Raw genomic sequence first — 22,454 nt, forward strand, 5'->3', positions numbered from 1 at the left:
CTCCTTCCTTTTCTTTTTTTGATCGTACTACCTCATTCGGAACTCTTATTTCGGTCCAGGGAAAGCCGTTATGCTATGGCTGCCATTAACGACGATGCCATGAATAACCTCATTCATCCGGCCGGGATCCCATTCGGTACGATTTCCATTTTCTATTTTGACAATATGTAAATAAAGACGTTCGATATATAAAAGCGAGTGGACAGCATGCAAAAGGGAGTGAAGCACAGATACATGCAGCGTTTCTCCAATATTCCAGCCGTTGCCGTCAACATTTCCAGTTACCGAATGTAAGAACGCATTCAGCTTGGTTGTACAAGCCATCTCTAGCGGAAGCAGATCATCCACGGACTGGGATGCCACCGTTGCATGCACGGACACTTCCAAATAAGCCGGCTCGATGACCCGTATAGCACCGCCCAAGGAAACCAGACTGGATGCTGTCAGCATGAGCTCACGCTCCACTGCTTTGCGCAGCTCTGGAAACTGAGCAGCGCTTTCCAAGCCGCCCGCTGGGAAAGCAACCACAACCATGGAGCCAGGTGAGCGCTCCAGCCTTGCATTTCGATTGCTTAAGCATTTCACCTTAGCGATCTGCGGATATGCCTCTCTAGCAATCCATTCTACGTCGCTTGCGGTAACTGCCCGTCCGCGGTGCTTAAGCCGCTGCGGTCCCCTTACGAGCACTTGCTCTACCCGTTCCGCATCACCGCCGCCAATTGAAGGAGCCGGATTGCTGATGCTGCTGACGAATGCAAATGGAAGCACCATCCCCGTTATTTGCCCGGCATCGACATGCCCGTTTGCGCCCGCGGTAGTTTTAAAGCGAACGCGCACCGTTTCCGCCGTATCAGAGGAAGGAAGCTTCCCGCGGATGCCATCTCCGAATTGCAGCATTCCGCCTGCGTGGTCCGGTGAATAATGACGGTCAATTGGGCCAGACTCTGCAAGCGAAACGACCGGCTGCCATCTCACCCAGAAGCGTTGGTCATTACCGTCACCGTCTCTTTGCAGCATATAAAATTCAGGCTCGGAGTCAGACCATTTCACTCGATCCATTGGCGTGAAATGTGCGAGCTCATCTACCCACACCTCTTCTTCAATGAATGCCGTAGGCGCTAGCTGTACAAAGCCGTCCGCAGGAATTGTAAGCTCCTTCTCCTGACTAACCTGCTGCCTGACCGAAACAGCATTCAGATGCATACTTGAGGCTACAGGATTGCCCGGATAGGAATCTCCGAGCGAGCCATCACGATTGACTGCGCGTATCCAATAACGCTCATGCCCGAACAAGCGAGCCGGCGCCATCGTAGATGGACCTACAAATTGCAGCTCTCCGCTTATCGTAAATGCCTCAGTGTTGTCCACCACCTTCAGCGGCTGCCAAAGGTAGCGGCCTGCTTCCAAGCAAAGCGCTTCCCACTCCACCCACGGCGGTTGATTGCTGGCTGTAAACCTGCGTTCCAGCTCAATATGCAGACGAATGGGACCTTTTAACGGCGCAGCATTAAAGGAAGCATACATCGCAGGATGACTTGCTGGAATTTGCTCAAACAGCTTAAAGGACTGACCGCCATGTTGTGCAGAAGGCGTTCGATCACGATTGTCAATATTGCTTCTTGTGTAGACATGCTCTGGCATAAATAAGCTTTGCGAGGCATGGGCATAGGACAGTACAGGTTGTGCGAGCCAAGGTGACATATATTCCACGACAGGCGCGATAATGGGATCAGTCTGCAGCACGCGTGCCCGAATCCAATAATCAGACGTACCATTTACGAACGTTTCCGCCATATCGTCAGGACAGTTAAATGTCAATGTAAAGCTTCGTTCACTCTGCTCCGGCAGCTCGGCAAACAATGTTCCGAATTGCTCGCTGCCGGGCAGCCTGCCCCAATTACTGCCATCCCAATACTCCCATTGAACACTTCTGATGCAGACGCGCGGCGGATCCTTCTCATCAAAATCGGAAGTCCGCATGACCATTTTCCACTTTACTTCGGGATCCTGCGCCATTCTGAGCCTACTCGGTATCGCCCTCGCAGAGAAGGTCAGCTTGATTTTGCTTTGACGCTTGCTAAACGCCTCTTCACACGATAAATAAAAAACGGAATAAGGAACAAAATGTTCTCCAAACGGGTAAAACCCATCCTTCAAGAGCTCCGTATCATTAAAATATAATGCGCCTGGCTCAATGCCAACATTGTCGCCGGCCGCATCATGCGCCGCACGAAGCCTTATTTTATCCATCTCCAAATGCTTGTTAAGCAGAGGGGAGGCAGCGCCTTGCAGCTGTTTCACAGTACATCTGATCCAGCGGCCAGTTATTCCTTCATGCTCAGTGAGCTCCAGCTTTCCAGCTCGCTGTTTATATAAAACGACCATGCTGCCTGCAGCCGTTGCGGAATCAAATTTCACCCATTCCCCGTTGCATGGATACGTCCATTCCACCCACTCTGATGCGAGCGAGGCAGCAAGCTCCGGCTCAGAGTAACGTTTTTCGGTGTGGTGAACATTTATGTAAAATCGACTTGGCCGATCTACTAGAAAGATATCGTCATGCCGAATATAAAGCGTATGCTCCTGCTCATTTGGCATAGAGCTGGTATCGAACAAACTGATTGGCTCAGCTAGGCCGCTCTTCAATCGATCTCCATAGTCCAGTGCTGCTGTAGCAATATGATCCTTTTGTGGATTTACACTAATCCACTCCATCAGCTTCGCTGGTGTAGCGAGCAGCACCTTCTCCGTCTCAAATACGAGCGGCTCGCCGCCGTCAGGATGAGGGGCTGTCAATGCAATGCCTGCTGGCAAATAAACGGGGTCGACCGTTCCTTCACTCAGCTGAAACACAACGGTCGCCCGGGCTGGACGAGGCGGCTGCAGCTTGACCTCGATAAGATCGAGGAAAGCAAGGAAATGATTGAGCGGCGCCTGATTAAGCCGATTAACCGTATCCTCCAGCATCTCAGCAGTCAAATAGGCTAGTCCCGTCCCCGCATCAGGCTCCTCCTGCGAGAATCGCCACTCCGGCGTATAATGAGGTGCCATCTCCTTTAACTGAGCCATAAAAGAGGATAAGTTATTATGATTGATTTTTGGCGGACGGTTGTCACCGCCATTTCTTCCCCCGTGCTTCATCACATTGCTCGCTCCCGTTATTTGCTTCCTTCCTCTAAATAGAAAGGAAACACCTGATTAAAAAGATTGTTTGTGGATCTTACCGCATAGGAGACGCTCATTAGCACACGGCCGTTATTTTGCCGATCAGGCTTCACCTCTACCTCTACGTCCTTTACTCTCGGCTCCCAAATTCGAATGGCTTCCTGCACATCACTGGCAATGAGTCTAAGCGATGTCTCATCCGTTGTGCCAAATACAAAATCCCGTAAGCCGCAGCCAAAATCAGGACGCATTAATCGCTCGCCCTTCGACGTTCGAATAATAATTCGGATAGACTCTTCAATGTCATCCTCGCCTTCCGCCATGCGAATACGGCCGGTTGTTGCGTCTACCTGAACGGGAAATTTCCAACCTTTCCCCAAAAACGATGCCGACATCTGCTGCAGCCTCCCTCAGCCATCAATTGATCTTAACCATCGCGCCCTTCAGCGACAAAATGCCGTTAGCCTTTACCTCAAGCATGCCATTGGATTGAAGCGTGAGCGTTGCATCCGCCTCCACCTTCACCTGAGCGCCTTTTACGGTAACCGATTTTGAGCCCGTCACTTTTACATCGCCTTGCGCGCTCATCTCAATCGTAGACGCTGAACCGCATTTGATGGTGACCTTCTTTCCCATCTCATCCAGCTTGATCGATTGCTGCTTGTCTTGCGTTTCAACCGTAACCGTCTTATCCTTATCGGCAAACGTAATATGATGGCCTTTTGACGTTTTTATCGTAACCGTGCCTGCGCTGCTCGTATCATCAAACGTAATCTCATGCCCGGTTTTCGTCTTGATTTTGCGAATATCGTTTTTGTCGTTCGGCGCAGGCGGCTTCTGTTTCTTGCTCCACAAAGAGCCAATGACGATCGGCTGATCCAGCCGCCCCATTAAGAAGGCGACAAGCACCTCATCATTCACCTCCGGCAAAAAAAGAGAGCCCATGTCGTTCCCGCCCATTAAAGTCGCAACGCGCACCCAATCGGTCTGGAGCTCGCCTTCGCGCAGTGGAAACTTCACCTTTACGCGGCCAAGCTTATCCGGGTCTTTGTTGTCGGTAACGATTGCATTCCACACTCCGGACAGCTGCTCGGATTGCATGGAGCGCTGATGCTGGTCAAAAAAACCAGGATACATCGTGCTCATATCGCATTCCCCTCCGTCTCAAAATAAATCATGTAGCCATCCGTTGCGTCGAGTCGATGCGTAACCTTCGTCAATCGCAGCAGTTGATTCAGCTTGTCGCTGCCGAGACCCTCAATCTTGATTAATTCACCTGGCTTCAGCTCTGGAAAACCAATCGAAGTTCCATGACCGCTCACGAGCTCGCGGGAAATACGATCCAGCATCGCCTTCGCAAGCGATTGCGCCTCGTCCTGCGATGCTGCCTGCGTGTATACGACCTCCATCTTTTGATTAGAGAGCATGCTTGCTACACTGGGGCCGCTTTTGGTGTTCGTACCAATAATGGTAACCGAGCTGGCAACGGATTCTATCGCTTGCATCTTATCGACGTCATAGCCGCGAACTTTGACTTGCGAAGTCTGGCTGGAAGCATCCACCGTCAACGTGAACTGAACGAGGTTTTTCCCATATTTCAGCGTAATAAGCGGCGCTCCCGATGTTTTCGGTTTTTTGAAAATAAGCTTGGATGCTTCTACATAGAAATGCCTGTCGTTATCCATCGCAAGCGAGCGGACAAAATGATAATCGCTCACCCCGATTTGCTCAATCGTTTTTTTGGTGACGCCCGTATCGTCCAAATCGACAGACAAACCATAATTTCCGGCAATTTGCCGAACGACATCGCTGTCCTTCATTTGGTTCCACACCTTAGAGTGTGACGTCTTCATCATGAGAAAAGAGCGGTCCATCGCCGTTACGACAATGCTTGGGCTGCCGTTTGAAGGATAATCAATGGTATAACCTGTCATGATTCCATCAAATACAAGCGATTTTTTATCTGCGTAACCAAGCTTGATTTGCACCTTCTTGCCTACCGCAATCGTTGTGCCTACCCATTGCATGCGGGATTCGCTCCATATATAGCCATTAGAAATCGAAAACCTGGCGATATCCGCCTGTGCATCCGTCGTTTGCTCGACATCAACCCATTCTACAGCCATGTTCGAAAGCTTGATCAATTGACCCTCTATTAAAATATCAACCTCAGGTGCGCTAAAATCACCATATTTGGATTCCAAATCCTCAAAGGAGTTTGCAGCCACGTTTTCACTCCAATCTCGGAATCGTCAAGCTTCTTCCGGATAACAGCATACGAGGATTATCAATCCCATTCGCTTCGGCGATATGGCGCCATGCTCCCGGGTCCTCGTATTCCTCAGCCGCTATTGACCACAGCTGATCCCCTTGCTTGACCGTCTTTTGCTTCGTACGGTCGGCAGATTGACGCGGAATTTCTTGGTATTGTTCCTTCATCGTTTGCGAGCTCAGCATATCGACCGTTAAGGATGCCCTAACAGGGACGCCGGTTTCCAGAAACATCGTGTATTTCTGCGTAATGCTCGTAATAACTCCTTTAAAATCAAGCGAGCCCCAAATGAACTTACAGGTCGGCGGCGTATGCAAATCCGAGTCAACATCGAGAATGCCCACGATTTTGGAAGTATAGGTACGAACGTCAATGCCCGCTTCATACGTATCAAAAAACAAATTCAGCTTCAATGTTGTCCGCTCACCGCTCGTAAATTGGGAGAGCGGGGTTTGCAGCCCCGCAATCTCCTTCTCCGCATATTGATTTCCGGATTCCATCTCATAATCAGTCGGGTTAAAAAGCACGTCTACCTTCTCGGTTTCTTTCGCTCGAAAGATCCAAAACTGCGCTTTGCTTAATGCCATTCGATGTCCCCTCCAAATCTGTTCATTCTAGAAGCCTCTTCTTCGCTGCTCCAGCTTCATCTTTCGCTCCAACGCCTTATATACTTGATCCGCAATAGCTTCTGGATGCAGCTGCGGCATTTTCATAATCATCTTCTGCAGCTGCACAGGGTCCAGCTCGCGAGGCGCTTCCACCTTCACCTGACGCGGCGGCTCCTGTGCAGCGGGCCCACTTGGTTTATGATGCGAAAGTGTGGGCATCTCGCCTCGTTCAACAAATGAAGCAGCGTTCGTCACTACTCCGCTAGGTGCAGCTTGGCCAGCTGTATTACGATGACGGGCAGCTGCTATATAACTAAGCCTTACTTGATCGCCAATTGTACCGCTAGATTGAACGGAACTAGGCTCAATGCCGGCTTTTACAACCGATGTTAGTCCGCTATGCATCGGCTTGTTTTCTATGGATGCTTTTGCAGCAAGATTGGCGAAGCCAGAATGTCTTTGAATCGTTCGGAATGGAGTCACTCCTGCTCTGGATCCGCTATTCAAGAATGATGACATTAACGTTTGACGATGCACAGGGTTGGTTTGTCCACTGCGTTTATTTCTCTCGCCAATAGGGAGAGTAGGAGCTGACAGCTTCATGTCTCCTGATTCTGTCTGCTTGTGCACGCTTAGTGTTGGATACGCGCGCATGGATGCGGAAGCTTTCGCTAAAACCGTTGCTTCGGCTGACATTTCAAAGCGGTTAGCCAACGTTTGTGTTGCTTTATTCGCCACATCATTTAATGATTCAGCGCCATATGTTTTTTCTATTTCATTTACCGAGGTGCTGTTATTTTTACGGACTTGCCGCTGAACTAGTCTTGATTCGACCGGCTTTTGTTTCGCTTCAGCGCTAGCGCTTGGCTTTGTGTTTGGAGAAGTCTGCTGCTCCGCTAGCCTTCGCACTAATGAAGTGGATGCTTGCCTAATATTATTGTTTTCAACCCCATATGCTGAGGTTTTAATCGTTTCAGATGGGAGCCATTCAGCAGCAAAACGATGAACCGTTCTTCCAACTAAAGGAGAAGCTGAATCTACTTTTGCTCCAGCATTAGCAGGAGAAAAAGGACTAGGCATTGTTGTCCCTTTTCTTTTCCCTTGTATCGCATTCTGAAGTATAGCGCTGATGCTCGCTTCATGATTTGCCGCTGTCACTCGCCGCTTATGCGACAGTGATGCTCCGTTCTTTAATAACGTCTTCTTATTATTCGCAGCTCTCGCAATTAATTGTCCGCGAACGGTAACAGATGCCAAGCCCGTATTTAAACCAGCCTCTTCGCTTGGCTTCAATTCTGCCATTTTAGACAGATTCTCGGATCTCGCACTCGCGTCTGTTCGACTGGCACGAGCAGAAGCGCCTTGAATGAAATTCGCATCATGAGTTAAGGTTTGCGATTCTGGTACGATTGTTCGTTTATGTAAAATAGCACGGCGACTTTGAGCACGTATATTCCCTTCCGGATTATGATCCGTTGCAGCTTTATGCTTATAGTTGAGCTGAGTTGGAGGCTTCTTTAGGGCGGTAGCTTCGGATGCCTTGCTTGCATCCTGCCTTAGCACTGGCTCTGCGCTCTGCGCAGGCTGTTTCTGTTCAAAACGTCGCAAAACCATCTGGGCAGGCCTCGAAGCCATAATCCGGTTCCTTATTCTTGCTGCTTCTGCAAGAGCATTTGATAATGTCCTTGACGGTATAAACCGTTGAGATCCATCAGCTGATATCCCTGCTTGTACTGCATTTGCTTTATGGATTGAAGTAGCAGCACTGCTAGGTTTTGTTTCATTTTGCTTCCAGCTGCTTACATTCGATGAAATATCAGCTGGATTAGCTTTAATCTCTTTTTTATGGGAAGGCACGACTGGATTAATCATGCTGCTATTATTCAGATTTACAGTTGAATCATTATCGACCTCTCGAGGCTGATCCGACTGTGAACGATTCGCTCGATGAATGAGACGTTTGGCAGCAATCGCTGATTGGCTGCTCCGTTCAGTTAATTCGTTCAAAAGCTGCGGCTTGCGCTGCAATACTAGTAGCTGAAGCCTATTTCGATTAACATCTGTTATCTTGCTAGCGGTTACCTTGATACTTGATTGGATAGCTGCAGCTTCTGTTTCTGCATTTGACATTGCCAAACGATTCAGTTGATTCGTTTTTTTCGCGGAGGCATTTGATTGTACATCCGCTTCCTTGCCATTTGGTGCTGCTTCTTGCGACATCTCCGTTTGCTCGGAGATATGTTTTTGATGATTACGATGCTTTAGCTCTAGCTGTTTTTTTCCTTTTGCACGATCTTCTTGCGGTAACACATCATCGTCCTGTCTACTCGAGAGCGTACGAAACGTGTGTGTCGCTGTCTCTAGCTGCTCCAGCTTTACCGCTTCGGCTCTCTTATCAGCCTCACTTTGAACCTTTCCTGCAGCGGCGCTTCTCTTCTCCGCTTCCCGCTGCTCCAGCTTCTCCGCTTCGGCTCTCTTCCCAGCCTCGCTCATAACCTTACTCGCAGCGGCGCTTCTCTTCTCCGCCTCCCGCTGCTCCAGCTTCACCGCCTCGGCTCTCTTCCCAGCCTCGCTTAGAACCTTACTCGCAGCGGCGCTCTGCTTACCCGCTTCCCGCTGCTCCAGCTTCACTGCTTCGGCTCTCTTACCTGCCTCGCTCATAACCTTACCCGCAGCGGCGCTTCTCTTCTCCGCCTCCCGCTGCTCCAGCTTCACCACTTCGGCTCTCTTCCCAGCCTCGCTTAGAACCTTACTTGCAGCGGCGCTTCTCTTCTCCGCCTCCCGCTGCTCCAGCTTCACCGCTTCGGCTCTCTTCCCAGCCTCGCTTAGAACCTTGCCCGCAGCCGCGCTCTGCTTACCAGCCTCCCGCTGCTCCAACTTAACTGCTTCGACTCTCTTCCCAGCCTCACTTTGAACCTTACTTGCAGCGGCGCTTCTCTTCTCCGCCTCCCGCTGCTCCAGCTTCACCGCTTCGGCTCTCTTCCCAGCCTCGCTTAGAACCTTGCCCGCAGCGGCGCTTCTCTTCTCCGCTTCCCGCTGCTCTTGTGAAACGACTGCTCTGCGTGCATTCGTAAGCTGCAAAGGCGCCTTGCTCAATGATGCGCCAGAATCGTTAGCCTGCTTGAGGTTAGACTTAAGCTGAGCTCGATCCTTCGCCAGCGGCTTATTAAGGTTATCCAGCTTTCGAAGCGATTGAATAACAATACCGGGTTGAAGCTTGGCTTGCAGCCATTTATAGTAATCCGCCTGCTGCTCTGCCTTCAATGGTTGAGTAGGCAGCTGCGAAACATGCGGTATTATTCGTTTGGAATGGTCATGCTTAAATCTGTTCGTAATTATACTGCTGTTAACAATCTCATCTAACTGCTTCGTAATGCCTATTTTGTGGAGTGCTCCATCATTCGTTTCTTTCCCTTGAACAGGCTGTGCTATTGCTATTTCTCTTATCGTTCTTAGTTCTTTGATAATATGTGTCACATCTCTGAATACGATCGTTTCACGCTCTACCGTTACTCGCTCGCGCATCATGATGCGCTCAGGCTTGCGCTCTGGACTAGGCGGCGTTTTTTTATTGTAGCCGTTATTTGGTGCTGCTGCTTTAGGTGCTACGACTTGCACATGCAGCGTTTGCTGAGTAATGGTCGGTTCATTTTTGATCACATGCGACATAGCGACCCGCTCAAATATTTTGCGTCCTGTGCCTGTCTTATATTTATTTAAGATGCCTCCGGCAAACGGCTGAACCGACGTTGATTGCTTTGTCGCAGCTTTGCCCATACGGTCCAAAATTCGTTTCATACCGGTGCATCCTCCTATTCCCGTTCAACTTGCATTTTATGATTCATTAACGTTTGACTACATGCACAACCCTACTTCTGAAAATCGCCATATAAACCGCTATGAATAATTTCTATCGTTTCAACCGCAATGTCACTCGTGCTCGCATTCAGATGCGGCCCGGTCCACCTCACCGGATAAGCATCAAAGAAGCTCCAGCGTCCAAATTCTGTTCCGTCAGCAGATTGCAGCACAATCGCACCCGTTTTGCGGTCAATCGTTCCATCTATTGTGCTTTCGTACCAGCTCCAAAGAGCAGGCGATTTAGTCATGCCCTTGCGCAGCACGAGATTTGGGAACCGAACGCCCATCGGCAGCTTATGAACATAGCCGTTCACTCCGCCTTCACGGTATTCCTCAATTTCTGTTTCTGCCTCAAGTCCCGAAACCTCAGAGAACCCTGCAACAAAAATGTCATCGAGCTCCACCCAAAACTTGAATGTTGTAGCTACATCGTGAAAGCGACCTTTCTCTTGCCCCTTCATGACTGCCATAGCGCCGCGTCACCTCTTTCCAAAAACGTCGAAAATATTTTTCTTACCGCTATCTGATTCATCGTTCATCTTGCGATTTATTTTGGAAATTTCGTCGCACCAGCGCCTGCGTTCTGCATGCTCCATGCTCATAATTTCGTCATGCGACCAATGAAAATAATACGCGACGAAGCCTACCTCCTCGTACAGCCGGTCAACCGGATAACCTAAGAGAGAGCTTCCGTTAAGGACAAAAAATCGACAGCCACCTCGAACTCGTGGTCACATTTCGGACAAGCCGTAAGCACCTTAGGCGCCTCTAAGTCATTAATCTGACGATATAGATTTTGCAAATAAGCAAGATCTGCCGTAAACAGCTTCTCGATTAGCTTCGTATCAATATGCCTAACGTCCCCAAGCTTCGTTACCACTCTAGCCATCAAAATAACGGTCAAATAACTAGGGTTGGATTGTACGCGCGGGTCCTTCATCGGTAAAATTTCATCAGCTGCCGTAGCAAGCCGCATAACACCCCGCCGGTGGAGATTGCCTTGATCATCCACGTAGCCGCGAGGCAATTCAAATTCATATTCCGTTTGAAACGCCATCCGGTCATCACTCCAATATGTAAAATAGAATCAATTTCTAGAAAAGCGGAAAACAAGAGAGGAGCAAACGATTTCTCGCCTGCTGACCTCCCTTGTTCGCCATAAACCAGCTTTAATTACTCATTTCTATGCGGTGCGCGTTAAACCCTCATGAGCGAATTCAATCAGCTCTAGCGCAATATCATTGCCGGTACCATTGAAGGTAGGCGCAGTATATTTAACAGGCCAAGCTTCGATAACCTGCCAAGTAGCCACGTCTTCGCCTTCTTCGTCAAGCGCGATGATCGTAATCGTTTTGCGCTCAATCGTTCCTTCGGCGCATTCTTGAAGCCAATCATACAGCTCCATCGATTCAGTCGTGCCCCATTTCAGTGAAATGTTGCCGTACTTGATTAAGCCTGGAAGCTTGCGAGGTGTAATAACCTCGTTGCCCTCGCGGTATTCGACCACATCAAAGGTTGCCTCAAAACCGGAAACCTCGCTAAATCCTGCTTGCTCAAGACCTTCTACTTCTACACGAAATCTAAAATTGCGATATGGATCAATACGATCTCCTGGCATGTGGATCCCCTTCCGTTATTCGATATGGAAGCTAATGACTATTCCGAACCTGTTTTTTGCGTGATGCGGAATACGACGAATTCAGCTGGTTTCACCGGCGCTACGCCGATTACACAAATCAATCGTCCATTGTCGATGTCATCCTGTGTCATCGTTGAACGTCCAATTTCAATATAAAATGCTTCAGACGGGCTTGTACCGGACAATGCTCCGTCACGCCATACACGAGTTAAGAATGCGTCAATCGTGCGCTGAACCCGGGCCCATAGCTGCTCGGTATTCGGTTCAAATACAACCCAGCTTGATCCATTCATGATCGAACCTTCGATGAAAATGAATAAGCGGCGTACGTTGATATATTTCCAAAGTGTATTGGATGAACATGTACGAGCGCCCCATACGCGAATGCCTTGACCTGTAAAAGCACGAATCAAGTTGACGCCTGCTGGGTTAAGAATATCCTGCTCGCCATTGTTATATTGAACGTCTAGGCCTACTACACCGCGAAGCGTTTCGTTGGCAGGCGCCTTTTGTACGCCGCGTGTCGTGTCCGAACGAGCATATACCCCAGCGATTGTACCAGATGGCGGGATGAAAATATTGCGTTTGTCGAGCGGGTCAAACACTTGCAGCCATGGATTATACAGTGCGCAATAGCTTGAATCGAACAAATCACGATGAGCAAGCACATCCTGTACCTTCGTTACTTCGCGAGGAAGATCAAGAATCGCAAAGCGGCTTCCCAAGCTTTCACAATGAGCAACCAGCGACAGCTGTACGTTAGGATCAGTTACACCTGGAATCGCCATGATGCTGACAACATCGTTGTCGATAAACGACTGGATACCTGTTCTTCTGCCTGGACCAAAGTCTTCGCCGATAAAATCAGCAGCCGACAAGCTTGCAGCAGAACCATCACTGCCACCCGCAAGCAGAATTTCAAATACGGCAAGCTCAGAACCAGCAATTTGCTCTAGCGGAGAAATGCTCTCTTCCGATGCCTTTAGTACTTGTACGCTTACGATATTCGAGCGGGATACCAGCTTCTCCACATAGTTTGGAGCCTCTGGATTTAGTGATGCTTTCTCGTAGGTTTCCGACTCCGTTCCGTAAAGCACGTTAATCGTAAACTCCGAGGAACTCAGTACTTTAGTTGGAACTAGAGCCGTATCCACTACATCGCCGCTAAGTGCTTCTGCAAGCTCAATCACTTGATCATGAACAGAAATGATGCGGTTGTATTGCTTCTCTGTACCATTTGTAAAAACGACCACATCCCCAGCATAAAAGCCAGCAGCGTTTTTCACGCGGTAACGATTGCTTTCGCTTGCTTCAAAGATCGGTGTTTTTGCTTTGCTTGCAGGTACAACAACAGCACGAATTTGATTGCCCCAAGCGCCTGGATTTTTGGCGGTAATGGAGAGAACCGCATCCTTCTGAGCTTCGTTAGAGGCTGTTTTGGCATCTGACGGCGCTACCCTGGAAATGAAGCAGCGGGAGCCTCCGTTTGTGAAAAACTGATTAACCGCATGCGCAAGAAAACGGTATGAGCCAAAAGCATTTTCAGATAAATAGGAACCATATACACGTCCAAAATCAGCTGGACTTGTAATAAGCTGCGGTAAACCCTCGACTGGTCCGCGAGCAGCAAGCCCAATAAAGCCCGCTGTGCTCGTACTAACACCTTCCAGTGGTTTGGCGCCGCTCTCAAATTCCTCCACATAGACGCCTGGCGATAAATACTCAGCCATGTGTGATCTCCTCTCTGAATCTATTTATGTATTAGGTAATGGCAGGCATATTTCTCCCGCGTCAACCCCAAGACCAATTGGAATGCGTCAGAATAGTTAATCCTACTGAAGGACTAAAGTCTGCGCTGATACTACTTCACCCGCTTGCGCCGTCAACTCGGTCGCAGCGCTGCCATGTTCATTAATTGCAAACACTTTAATAGGAAAGCTGGTGGGCAGTATGCCGCGGAAGGGAAGAATAACGATACCGTTATTTGCACTGCTCGTTTGAACAGCAGGCAATAATAGCGCACCTCTTCGATAGTTTTCCTGCAATGGCTGCTCGAATCGCAGTCCATTGCCGGGCAAAATCTCAGCTACACGCACAAGCTCCTCATTGCCTTGACCGCGAAGCAGCAAGCTCTCGCCTGCAACCGTCTGTCCCTGCAACTGCCCCACTGCTGCTGTATCTGCACCAGCAAGCAGCGAATCTTGCATAATTCTACCTCGTGCTGCGGCATCCTCGCATATGTAAGCCCAAACCTCAGCATCAGCACAAGGTCTGCTAGCAGCATCACATAACTCAAAGGTGACAGCTGTCGAATCTGCAGGATAAGCATATTTGGGACTAGGCAAAAGCGGTACTGTAATCATTGGGTATAATTTTGAAATAGAAGCGGTTTCAATCTGTTTCCTGTAGGGTATAAATACAGATGAGGTAACGGAGAGCACATAGCTGCCAGAGGGAAGGTCAAGAAACAGAAAGGTCCCGTCAGGCTTCCGAATGGGTTTCTTATGAATGCCCTCAAGTGAAACGGATAACGCGGAAGGTGCAAGCAGCCTTCTTGTCCATACGTCAACTGGCGATACAACAAGCGAACAGCGAGTTACCCTCGTTGAACGATGGTGTGACATATTAGCCACCGTCCTTTTCCTCAAGCACAATATGACGCTCGACAACTCGCGAAACCGGCTTCACACGATTCGAATCGAGCATGACTGGGCCTACGCGATAGACGACAGAAAGCTTGTACGGCGTATCACCGAACTGCCAAAGCTTCAGTAAATCTTCGCCTTCCATGCTGACTAGATTCATCCTTATCGCACCGTTTCCTTCAGCAAGCGTGCCTTCAAGATAAGTACCGCTGAGCACGGCATTATCATAAAAGACCTGCATAGCACGACCTAATATCCGATGCTCGTCCAATGCACGCGTTAATCGATTCGCACTCGAATGCGCTGTCATTAAAAAATAAAAATCAAGCGCCTGCGGCGGGTACTGAAGCACGCCTCCACGATCCACCATGCCCGTCCGACGAGATTCGCCATTTTCCTTAACGTTGAACAAAAACAAGGAAAGAGCTAGATCGCCTGCATCCCGGGGCGAAGCCATTCCGATCAACTCGGGACGCGGCACTGGGTCAGGCGTAAGATGATCACGTAGCAAGCGCAGCATGCTGGCTTCCAAATCCGCAATAACCGTATATCCACCCATCAGCCTATCACTCCCAAAAAAATCAAAATGGTATTCGATTTCTATTATAGCTTCTCTACTACCAATTGACTACGCAAAATTACTCAATTTATGTCAATTTTCCTGACTTCGCGAACCAAATTCAGTAAAATTACTACATTTTACAACAAATTATTGAGAAAAACTTGCTAGTTATATGGTTCGAACGATTCTTTCACGACAATTTTCCCCATCTTGTGGAGCTCTTGACGTGTCGCACGGACCATATGCCTCATGCCGATTGAAGCTTGCTCCGAGGCAGCCATAAACGCGGCAGACAGGACAATATTTTTAATATGACCGCCCGATGCATCGATGCGCGCTGCTAGAAATGACAGATCAAGGTCAGGATCAAGCGGCGCATCCTTAGGCAGCAGCGAGCGGAAAATTTGCTCCCGATGGGCTGCATCCGGGAATGGAAAGTTAACGATTACCTGCATTCTTCGCAAAAAAGCTTCGTCCATATTTTGCAGCAAATTGGTTGCTAGAATCGAGATACCTTCGAAACTTTCAATGCGCTGCAGAAGATAGGATGCCTCCATATTCGCGAATCTATCATTTGAATCTTTTACTTCCGTTCGTTTGCCGAACAAGGAGTCTCCTTCGTCAAAAAATAGGACAGCGCCGCTGCTTTCCGCTTCAGCGAACAGCTCTCTCAAGTTTTTTTCCGTTTCTCCGATATATTTGCTCACAACGCGCGACAGATCAATACGGTAAAGCTCTAGACCCATTTCTCCCGCAACGACTTCAGCTGCCATCGTTTTTCCCGTGCCAGGAGGCCCAGCAAACAACATGCTTAAGCCTCGACCATAAGGAAGCTTATGACCAAAGCCCCATCGATTAAACACCGTTTCGCTATGCTTATGCCTGCTGCACGCATCCTTAAGAAGCTCCAGCGGCTCCTCTGGCAATATCAGATCATCCCATCGCCGAACTAGCCGTTGCTTCTCCGCAAGCTCGGACAAACGATGCTGAACCTGTGTTCGCGAGGCATGGGCATAATCATCAAGTGTAGGGAACTCGTGCTTGTGATGGTAAGCTAGGCGATCTGCTTGTTTGCTCATTCCCTCGATCTGCCCAGCTGTAAAAGCATACTTATCGGCTAAATGTCTGAGCAGACTACGATCCGCTCTTTCATCGCTGCAGCGCTGCCAGAGCTGCAATCGCACTTCTGCGTTAGGAACATGCACAGTGTGGCTCGTTAATGCAGAAAACGCTGGAAGCGGCAGCTGTGAGGCACGCCTTTCTACACGCGTCAGCCATAACACGACAGGGAGCCTTGCTAATTCTATATAGTTAGCAAGCGCCTTGCGAACCCTTTCCTGCTGATGAGGCCAGCCCTCAGCTGCGCTTCTTTCACCCTCCCCCTCATCGAAGCATAAAACAGCTACAGATAAGAGCGATTCACGTACAATATTGTTCAACTGCTCCGTCATCGCATCTTCATCCTTAGCAAGCTTGTCTAGCTTGACAAGCAGCAGCGGCTGCTCCAAAGACTGAGCCAGATGTCTGGCATGCAGCTTTTTGCCGGCGCCCGAAGGTCCGCTTAACTGAATAAACGGTATTTCATACTGCTCATTCTCATCATCTTGAGTGAATGCTTTGTCTCCCTTGAAGGATCGTTCCCTTTGCACAAGTTGCAGCAGCATGTCTTGAACCTCGAAATTAAACGCCAGCTCTGGAGCTGACCTCGCCCCATCGTATAAGGTACAAACGTCTTCAATTCTGGAATCCAGCTTTTCAGTATCCAGCAGAAACGAGATAATACGGGCGTCCATGCGCAGCGGCTGCTTCAGCATGCTTCTCTCAGCCGGTACTGCCGCTCTGCCTGATCTCAGCACAAATCTGCCAAGGGTCGAATAACCTGCGAGCAGCGAACGAGCATGATAAAACTCTTCTTTCGAATCTCCTAACAATCGCAGCGCAAGCTCCGCAGTAGGCACCCGCAGCGTAACGTCGTCATTCAAATAGCCAAACCAGCTTTCATAACGTGAATCAAGCTCAGCTGCAAGGCATAACATAACGCAGCGTTTTTCCCATGTCGAAAGACGAAGAGTCCATGACAAATAAGCGAACGGGAGCCTTGCTCCCTCGCTTACGCTGTCATGGATGTGCTGTGAAAACTGTCGTTCCGCCTCTGCGCGAAATTGTCTAAACGAAGCTAGTGCATCTTCTTCCTGTAAAGACTCGTTTCCTAGAAACGATCGTTCTATATCGATAGCATTAACGACGAGGCCGCGCATTGACATTGGCGTTTGACCATCGATTTCCTTGCTCTCAAAATCTGCAAGAAGAACTCGCAGCCCTTGTTCCAGCAAAGCGAGCTCGTCACGTAAATAATCGAATCCTGTTTCATAAAATCGCATGATGGTTCACCCTTATATGAATGCATTACGCTTATCGGCGCATGAGGCAAAGTACCGCAATATCGTCGGATTGTGGAGCTCCGTCCGCGAACATGAACACGTCCATCAGCAGCGCATCGATGATTTCAGCGCTAGAATAACCGGACGTTTGAGATAAGAAATTTTGTAAACGACTAGTGGAATACTGCTCTTGTAGTTCGTTCTCAGCCTCGGTAATACCATCGGTGTAGAGGACAAAACGATCGCCATGCTCAAGCTCGATGGTCTGATTCCGATAAGTGAATTCAGGGAAAGAACCAAGCGGGATGCCTTTGGGGAGCTTAATCGGCAGAACGGAGCCGTCCGCTTTGACAATGTAAGGAGTACAATGTCCGCCATCGCTAAGCACAACCTCGCCAGTCGCAATGTTCAGCACGCCGCATATGATCGTTGCGAATAGCTGCGCATTGTCCGTACAAAGCTCATCGTTGACCATTTCCAGCAGCTCGCCTGGCGACAGCTTCGCATTCATTTTCCCTTTAATTAACGAAAGCGTCATCGCCATGAACAGCGCAGCCGGTATTCCTTTATCCGACACGTCACCTAGTGTGAAAAACAGATGCTCCTCGTCTATTTTGAAAAAGTTGTAGAAGTCGCCTCCTACCTCTTTCGCTGACTTCAACAGTGCACAAACGTCAAAAGGTTCATTTGCGGAAGGCATTGTCGTAGGAAGAAAGCTGAGCTGAATGCTGCCGGCAATTTGCAGCTCATTCTCAAGGCGATCCTTGAGTGCTGTTGCCATTTGCAGCTCCCCCACCGACTCCTCAAGCGCTTCATAAAGTCTAGCATTATCCAGTGCCAATGCCAGCGGCCTTGCGAACTGAGTAAGCGTCTCATGATCTGCCCTACTAAATCGAGCTCCTCCGATCTTAGCGGTTGCTTCCAGAACACCCACCTTGCGGCCTCTCGCCATCATCGGCACGCTTACTTTGTCACCGACGCTATGATCCATGGTTTTTGTAAGCTCATTATCTTGCGAATCCCAGTCATCGACCAGACCAACCGCTGCCTCTTCTGCGAATATAAGCTGCTTCGCTGCTGCATTTACCGAATTTATAAGCTCCGGCTGATGCAGCGAGGAATGAACCTGCGTGCTTAAATCAAACAGCATTTCCGCACGCCTCAGCTTTGCGGTAAGACGACGATTGCAAACGAATAAATATGCCGCAGCGCCAAGGCCCGCAGCTCCGAATATTAAATAGAGTACTGACAAGACCGTTACCGCCTCTCTAGCTTCAGCTGAACCATCATTAAGCCCCTGCTCCCAGTTTGACTAGCGCTTCTTCCCGTGTCTTCGCCATATCCAATATCGTTGTAAAACCCGACATTTCAAATACATCATAGACTTGCTCGCCGAGACATGCGCAAACCATCTGTCCTTTAGAGGCTCTAAGCTTCTTAGCCGCCACCAGTATAACGCGCAGTCCCGCACTGCTTATGTATTGCAAATCCGTAAAATCAAAAATAAATTGCTGCTTGCCTTCTGCAAATAGCTTCAAGAAAGCTTGCTCCGCTATCGTCGCATTATTTCCATCCAATCTTCCCTCTAGTGGAATAATCGTAATGCCATTTAACTCCGTTGCTTGAATGTTCATATGTCTGCTTCCTCCCGCTTATCGCCATTGCTATTAAGTACGAATTGCTTGCGCATGCGGAAGCGATTCAAACCGCCCGCATATTCATAATGAATGTCATCCATTAACCTTTTCACAAAAAAAATACCCAAGCCGCCAATCGGACGATCCTCCAGCTCGAGCTCTAATAGTGCTCTAGGATCAGCCTCCTGCAGCGGATTAAAGGGAACGCCCCCGTCTTCTATTTTCACTTCAACGCTGGTTGGTGAAGCTTGAATAATGACGTCAATATGATGCTCTCCCCCAGATGGGAAGCCGTAGTTTACAATGTTGATGACAAGCTCCTCGCATGCTAGAGACAAGTCGAGAACTGCGCGTTCAGACCAGCCCGCCTCGGCACCGATTTGTTCAAGCCCTTCATTCAGACGCTGAAGCTCATCCAGCCGATTGTACAGCTTAATTTCACGATCGATGGGAAATTGCCAATCGTTCGACATTTACTACCCCCCAAATTGAATCTGACCTATACGAGCAGAAACTAAGCAAGATATGAATCTAGTAGTTCTACGAATTTTGTTGGAATCCTGCTATTTTTGTCGAATAGTTTGAAGTGCATCCTCAGCAAAAGTTTTAACGTTCAACAAGCCCCTGCTCAAAGGCGTAAATCGTCAACTGTACGCGATTAGCGAGATGAAGCTTTTGCAAAATATTTTTCAGATGGTTTTTTACCGTATGCTCCGACAAGCACAGCTCGCCTGCAATTTCACGATTGGAAGCGCCTGTAGCCACCCGCTCAAGCACTTCTTTCTCCCGGTCGGTCAGCGGAGTCGTAATAATAGACGCATTTTTATCCAGCGTTTGAGGTTTATTCACAAGATGCTTCGTCTCCTGCGGCTTCATTTTCGAAAATTCCTGCAGCATGCGAAAGGCAAGCTCCTTCGACATCGGTGCTTCATCTAAAGATATCGCTCGCAAATATTCCATCCATGAGGATGGCGCAAGATTTTTGAGCAAATAACCCTGCGCTCCTCGCTTAATCGCTTCGAATAAATTAGTAATGTCATCGGAGACCGTGACCATGACAATTTTTAATGAGGGCATGAGCAGCTTCAGCCGCTGCGTCGCTTCGAGTCCGCCAATGCCAGGCATATTAATGTCCATAAGCACCAAATCGGGCTGTAATTCTTCGATCGCAGCGATTGCCTCCTCGCCGCTTGCCGCTTCCCCTATTACTTCAAATGAGTCATCGCTTAATACTATATCGCGTATGCCTTCCCGGCCGTGGGGATGGTCATCTACTAAAAAAACGCGTACCTTAGCCGTTTTATCCGTCATTTGGCATCACTCCTTCCGATGATTTCGACTTTTGTGCCCTGCGGTTTCGTCTGCTGTACCGTCATCGTCCAGCCCATCGCAGCTGCTCGCTCCTGCATCATTTTGACCCCATACTTGCCTTTGCCGTGAAGCTTCTCCTTCTCAGCCCCTATACCATCATCGAGAATGGAGCAGCGGAAAGTATTTGGCGTCATATCGGAGCTTCCGACTCCTTCACCTTGAATGACAATTTGTTTTGCTTTCGCATGCTTCTGTACGTTCATAAGAGCCTCACGCATAATGGCCAGTAATTCGACCTTCTGCTTATAGGACAACAAGCCGTCCTGTACATGCCACTCCACTGTTGTTTGAATGCCCGAGGTCTGTTCCATTTCAACGGTTAAATGGTGGATGCTTTGCATCCATGACATATCCGCTGGTAAAGGCGCATCGTGTAAATTGGCAATAGATTGTCTGACGTCATCATATACATGCCTCACGGTTTTTCTAATCTGATCCGTCGTTTGCTGTGCATCAGAAGCGGACTCCGCCCGCTCCAGCTTGTCCAGCTTAACCGATAGCATAAACAACGATTGTGATATGCCATCATGAAGCTCGCGAGCGAGCTGCTCACGTTCCTCAAGAGCCGCCTTGACAATACGCTCGCGCTGCAGCGTCTCTTGCGTTTGCTCCAGCTTAGCGAATAACGCACGGAGCAGCGTCAGCGAAATAATAAAAACAAAAACAGGCGCGAGCAAATTGCCGAGATCCATCGAAATGAACGGGAGCAGCAGTGCGTGGCGCAAATATTCCCATAGCCCGATAGCGACCGTCGGAATCCATAAAATTAGCCATTTCAGCCATTTATACGACATCTGCTCAGCTCCCTTTCTCCCCATTAGTCATTCCGAAACGGAATCAACTGCTTCGTTACTGCGCCGGTCTGATCCGTAATGATCAGTTCTGCTTCCCATGCCCCGCGTGTAGGCAGCTCGAACTTATCGGATTCATAATCCGTTTCTAAAAATCCTGGGAAAGCTAAATAATTTTCCCCGCTGGCGCCGCGCACTGGAACGTTGATATCCGCTTTGTTCGGATTGTCCGGCGTACGAAGCAGAAATTGTACAGATGCCGGCGATCCAAGCGTCTTAGGCAGCCAGATTTTTAATTTAACGTCATTTGGACCAGGCCCATTTGGCGTTATGATTACCGTGTAATGGAGCGTTTCACCCATTTTATGATAGGATAACGGCTCTGTATCTGGAACCGGACTTACATAAGTGAAGATGCTTGCAAGAATCAGCACCAAAGCCATCAAAAGTCCATCCAGCTTCAGCAGCTTGCCGTTAGGCAGCTTTTGCTGTTTGGCGCGCCTATGCAGCAGAAATCCAACGCAAGCAACAATCAGTACCAATCCTGATTTGGCAAGCAGCATGAACCCCCAGCTTGTATAAAACAAATAGCGCCAGCTTGGCAGAAGAAGTGCTGTCATGCCAATTCCACTAATCGATAGGAGCAATATTGTCAGCCATGCGACCTTCGTAAATCGCTCGGCGAATCTCCCTGCCTCCTTGCGATCAGTCCGCCACAATAGCAATAGCAGCATTAATCCGCCAGCCCACAAAGCAGAGCAGACGATATGTATGAAGTCGAACACAATAGCAAACGTATTGCTTGGAAGTGCATTAACATGCCCATTAAAGCTTTCAACCGCAATAAGCAGCAGAGCCCAAATCATTTTGAGTGAATCATGCATTCGCAGAACCGTAAATCCAAGCAGCGAAAGTACGATCAGTGCAAGCCACGATTGTCCGGTGGACGTCTCCGTCAGCAAGCGGACCCATTCATTCGAATTACCGCCGTCATATCCCCTCATTAATTGACTCGCATGAACAAAAACGAATAGCAAAACGGCAAGCAGCAATCCTCTAAGCGAATAGATGCTCCATTTTTGCACGAGCTTGCTCAGAGTGGATTCCGCATCCTTTGGCAGCGTTATGGACCAAAGCATCAATCCAGCAGCGAACATAAAGGCAGCATAATAAATCGCTCTAACCGCATAAAATAAAGCTTGCGAAACGGTTATTCCTGCTTCTGATTGTGTCCCGTCCGAATGATTATGGCCAACCTGCTTGTGAGGATCAAAATTTGTTTCTTCCATTCCGGAATACAGCTGTGCAAAAGCCTGCGGCGGCGATACCCACAAAGCAGCAGCGGCGGCGATCAGAAGAAACAATAGTACCATTGCCATATATTTCGCCCATCTGCCGGACGCCATTTGTTTTAGTTGGAGCAAATATTTTCCCATAGATGTCACATCCCTTTATGTCATACTGTTTCAGTGTACTCGACCGCTCTAAAAAGAACAATTGCAGTTCGGTCAAGCAAAAACGT

The 22,454-nt window shown here is 48.8% G+C and carries 20 protein-coding genes; all 20 read right to left on the reverse strand.

The annotated features are described in order from the left end of the window. Positions 1 to 45: 45 nt before the first annotated feature. A complete protein-coding gene (locus tag AB4Z50_RS11805; RefSeq protein WP_441879430.1) occupies positions 46 to 3,141 on the reverse strand; it encodes a baseplate J/gp47 family protein in 3,096 nt (1,031 codons plus the stop codon). Positions 3,142 to 3,158: 17 nt separating this feature from the next. After that, positions 3,159 to 3,560 (reverse strand): GPW/gp25 family protein, encoded by a 402-nt coding sequence (locus AB4Z50_RS11810; protein ID WP_076267908.1) that lies wholly within the window; start codon positions 3,558 to 3,560, stop codon positions 3,159 to 3,161. Between the two features lie 22 nt (positions 3,561 to 3,582). After that, the gene (locus AB4Z50_RS11815) at positions 3,583 to 4,311 is read right to left on the reverse strand and encodes a phage baseplate assembly protein V (protein WP_441879046.1); all 729 of its coding nucleotides are present in this window, start codon (positions 4,309 to 4,311) and stop codon (positions 3,583 to 3,585) included. Continuing rightward, complete coding sequence (locus AB4Z50_RS11820; protein WP_076267909.1) at positions 4,308 to 5,393, reverse strand: phage late control D family protein; 1,086 nt, start codon at positions 5,391 to 5,393, stop codon at positions 4,308 to 4,310. The genes AB4Z50_RS11815 and AB4Z50_RS11820 overlap by 4 nt, the downstream gene beginning before the upstream one ends. Before the next feature lie 4 nt (positions 5,394 to 5,397). After that, positions 5,398 to 6,024 carry a CIS tube protein gene (locus AB4Z50_RS11825; RefSeq protein ID WP_076267910.1) on the reverse strand — a complete coding sequence of 209 codons (627 nt, stop codon included), beginning with the start codon at positions 6,022 to 6,024 and terminating at the stop codon, positions 5,398 to 5,400. Positions 6,025 to 6,051: 27 nt separating this feature from the next. Further along, a complete protein-coding gene (locus AB4Z50_RS11830; RefSeq protein WP_441879049.1) occupies positions 6,052 to 9,843 on the reverse strand; it encodes a hypothetical protein in 3,792 nt (1,263 codons plus the stop codon). A 71-nt stretch (positions 9,844 to 9,914) separates the two neighbouring features. Continuing rightward, positions 9,915 to 10,376, reverse strand: a complete 462-nt coding sequence (locus AB4Z50_RS11835) for a phage tail protein (RefSeq protein ID WP_256710880.1) — start codon at positions 10,374 to 10,376, stop codon at positions 9,915 to 9,917. A 9-nt stretch (positions 10,377 to 10,385) separates the two neighbouring features. Continuing rightward, positions 10,386 to 10,565: a DUF6760 family protein gene (locus AB4Z50_RS11840; RefSeq protein WP_076267912.1), complete on the reverse strand. Its 180-nt coding sequence runs from the start codon at positions 10,563 to 10,565 to the stop codon at positions 10,386 to 10,388. 17 nt (positions 10,566 to 10,582) lie between these two features. Further along, positions 10,583 to 10,963, reverse strand: coding sequence for a hypothetical protein (locus AB4Z50_RS11845; RefSeq protein ID WP_028611985.1), 381 nt, complete (start codon positions 10,961 to 10,963; stop codon positions 10,583 to 10,585). A 126-nt stretch (positions 10,964 to 11,089) separates the two neighbouring features. Then, positions 11,090 to 11,524 carry a phage tail protein gene (locus tag AB4Z50_RS11850; protein WP_076267913.1) on the reverse strand — a complete coding sequence of 145 codons (435 nt, stop codon included), beginning with the start codon at positions 11,522 to 11,524 and terminating at the stop codon, positions 11,090 to 11,092. A 38-nt stretch (positions 11,525 to 11,562) separates the two neighbouring features. Continuing rightward, entirely contained in the window at positions 11,563 to 13,275 is a 1,713-nt protein-coding gene (locus AB4Z50_RS11855) for a phage tail sheath family protein (protein WP_441879052.1), read from the reverse strand. A 102-nt stretch (positions 13,276 to 13,377) separates the two neighbouring features. Then, positions 13,378 to 14,178, reverse strand: a complete 801-nt coding sequence (locus AB4Z50_RS11860; protein WP_441879054.1) for a hypothetical protein — start codon at positions 14,176 to 14,178, stop codon at positions 13,378 to 13,380. Then, on the reverse strand, positions 14,171 to 14,749 hold the full coding sequence (locus AB4Z50_RS11865) for a DUF4255 domain-containing protein (protein ID WP_441879056.1): 579 nt from the start codon (positions 14,747 to 14,749) through the stop codon (positions 14,171 to 14,173). The genes AB4Z50_RS11860 and AB4Z50_RS11865 overlap by 8 nt, the downstream gene beginning before the upstream one ends. Before the next feature lie 167 nt (positions 14,750 to 14,916). Beyond that, positions 14,917 to 17,133, reverse strand: coding sequence for an AAA family ATPase (locus tag AB4Z50_RS11870; protein WP_441879058.1), 2,217 nt, complete (start codon positions 17,131 to 17,133; stop codon positions 14,917 to 14,919). A 31-nt stretch (positions 17,134 to 17,164) separates the two neighbouring features. Beyond that, on the reverse strand, positions 17,165 to 18,385 hold the full coding sequence (locus tag AB4Z50_RS11875) for a PP2C family protein-serine/threonine phosphatase (protein ID WP_441879060.1): 1,221 nt from the start codon (positions 18,383 to 18,385) through the stop codon (positions 17,165 to 17,167). A 37-nt stretch (positions 18,386 to 18,422) separates the two neighbouring features. Further along, on the reverse strand, positions 18,423 to 18,767 hold the full coding sequence (locus tag AB4Z50_RS11880) for an STAS domain-containing protein (protein WP_441879062.1): 345 nt from the start codon (positions 18,765 to 18,767) through the stop codon (positions 18,423 to 18,425). Continuing rightward, positions 18,764 to 19,243, reverse strand: coding sequence for an ATP-binding protein (locus AB4Z50_RS11885; protein ID WP_339207663.1), 480 nt, complete (start codon positions 19,241 to 19,243; stop codon positions 18,764 to 18,766). The genes AB4Z50_RS11880 and AB4Z50_RS11885 overlap by 4 nt, the downstream gene beginning before the upstream one ends. Before the next feature lie 133 nt (positions 19,244 to 19,376). Then, positions 19,377 to 20,081 carry a response regulator transcription factor gene (locus tag AB4Z50_RS11890; protein ID WP_339207661.1) on the reverse strand — a complete coding sequence of 235 codons (705 nt, stop codon included), beginning with the start codon at positions 20,079 to 20,081 and terminating at the stop codon, positions 19,377 to 19,379. After that, complete coding sequence (locus AB4Z50_RS11895; RefSeq protein WP_441879065.1) at positions 20,078 to 20,935, reverse strand: sensor histidine kinase; 858 nt, start codon at positions 20,933 to 20,935, stop codon at positions 20,078 to 20,080. The genes AB4Z50_RS11890 and AB4Z50_RS11895 overlap by 4 nt, the downstream gene beginning before the upstream one ends. Before the next feature lie 23 nt (positions 20,936 to 20,958). Then, entirely contained in the window at positions 20,959 to 22,368 is a 1,410-nt protein-coding gene (locus AB4Z50_RS11900; RefSeq protein WP_441879067.1) for a copper resistance D family protein, read from the reverse strand. Between the last annotated feature and the right edge of the window lie 86 nt (positions 22,369 to 22,454).

This window comes from Paenibacillus sp. 2TAB26 (genome assembly GCF_052115145.1).
In the GTDB taxonomy this organism is placed as follows: domain Bacteria; phylum Bacillota; class Bacilli; order Paenibacillales; family Paenibacillaceae; genus Pristimantibacillus.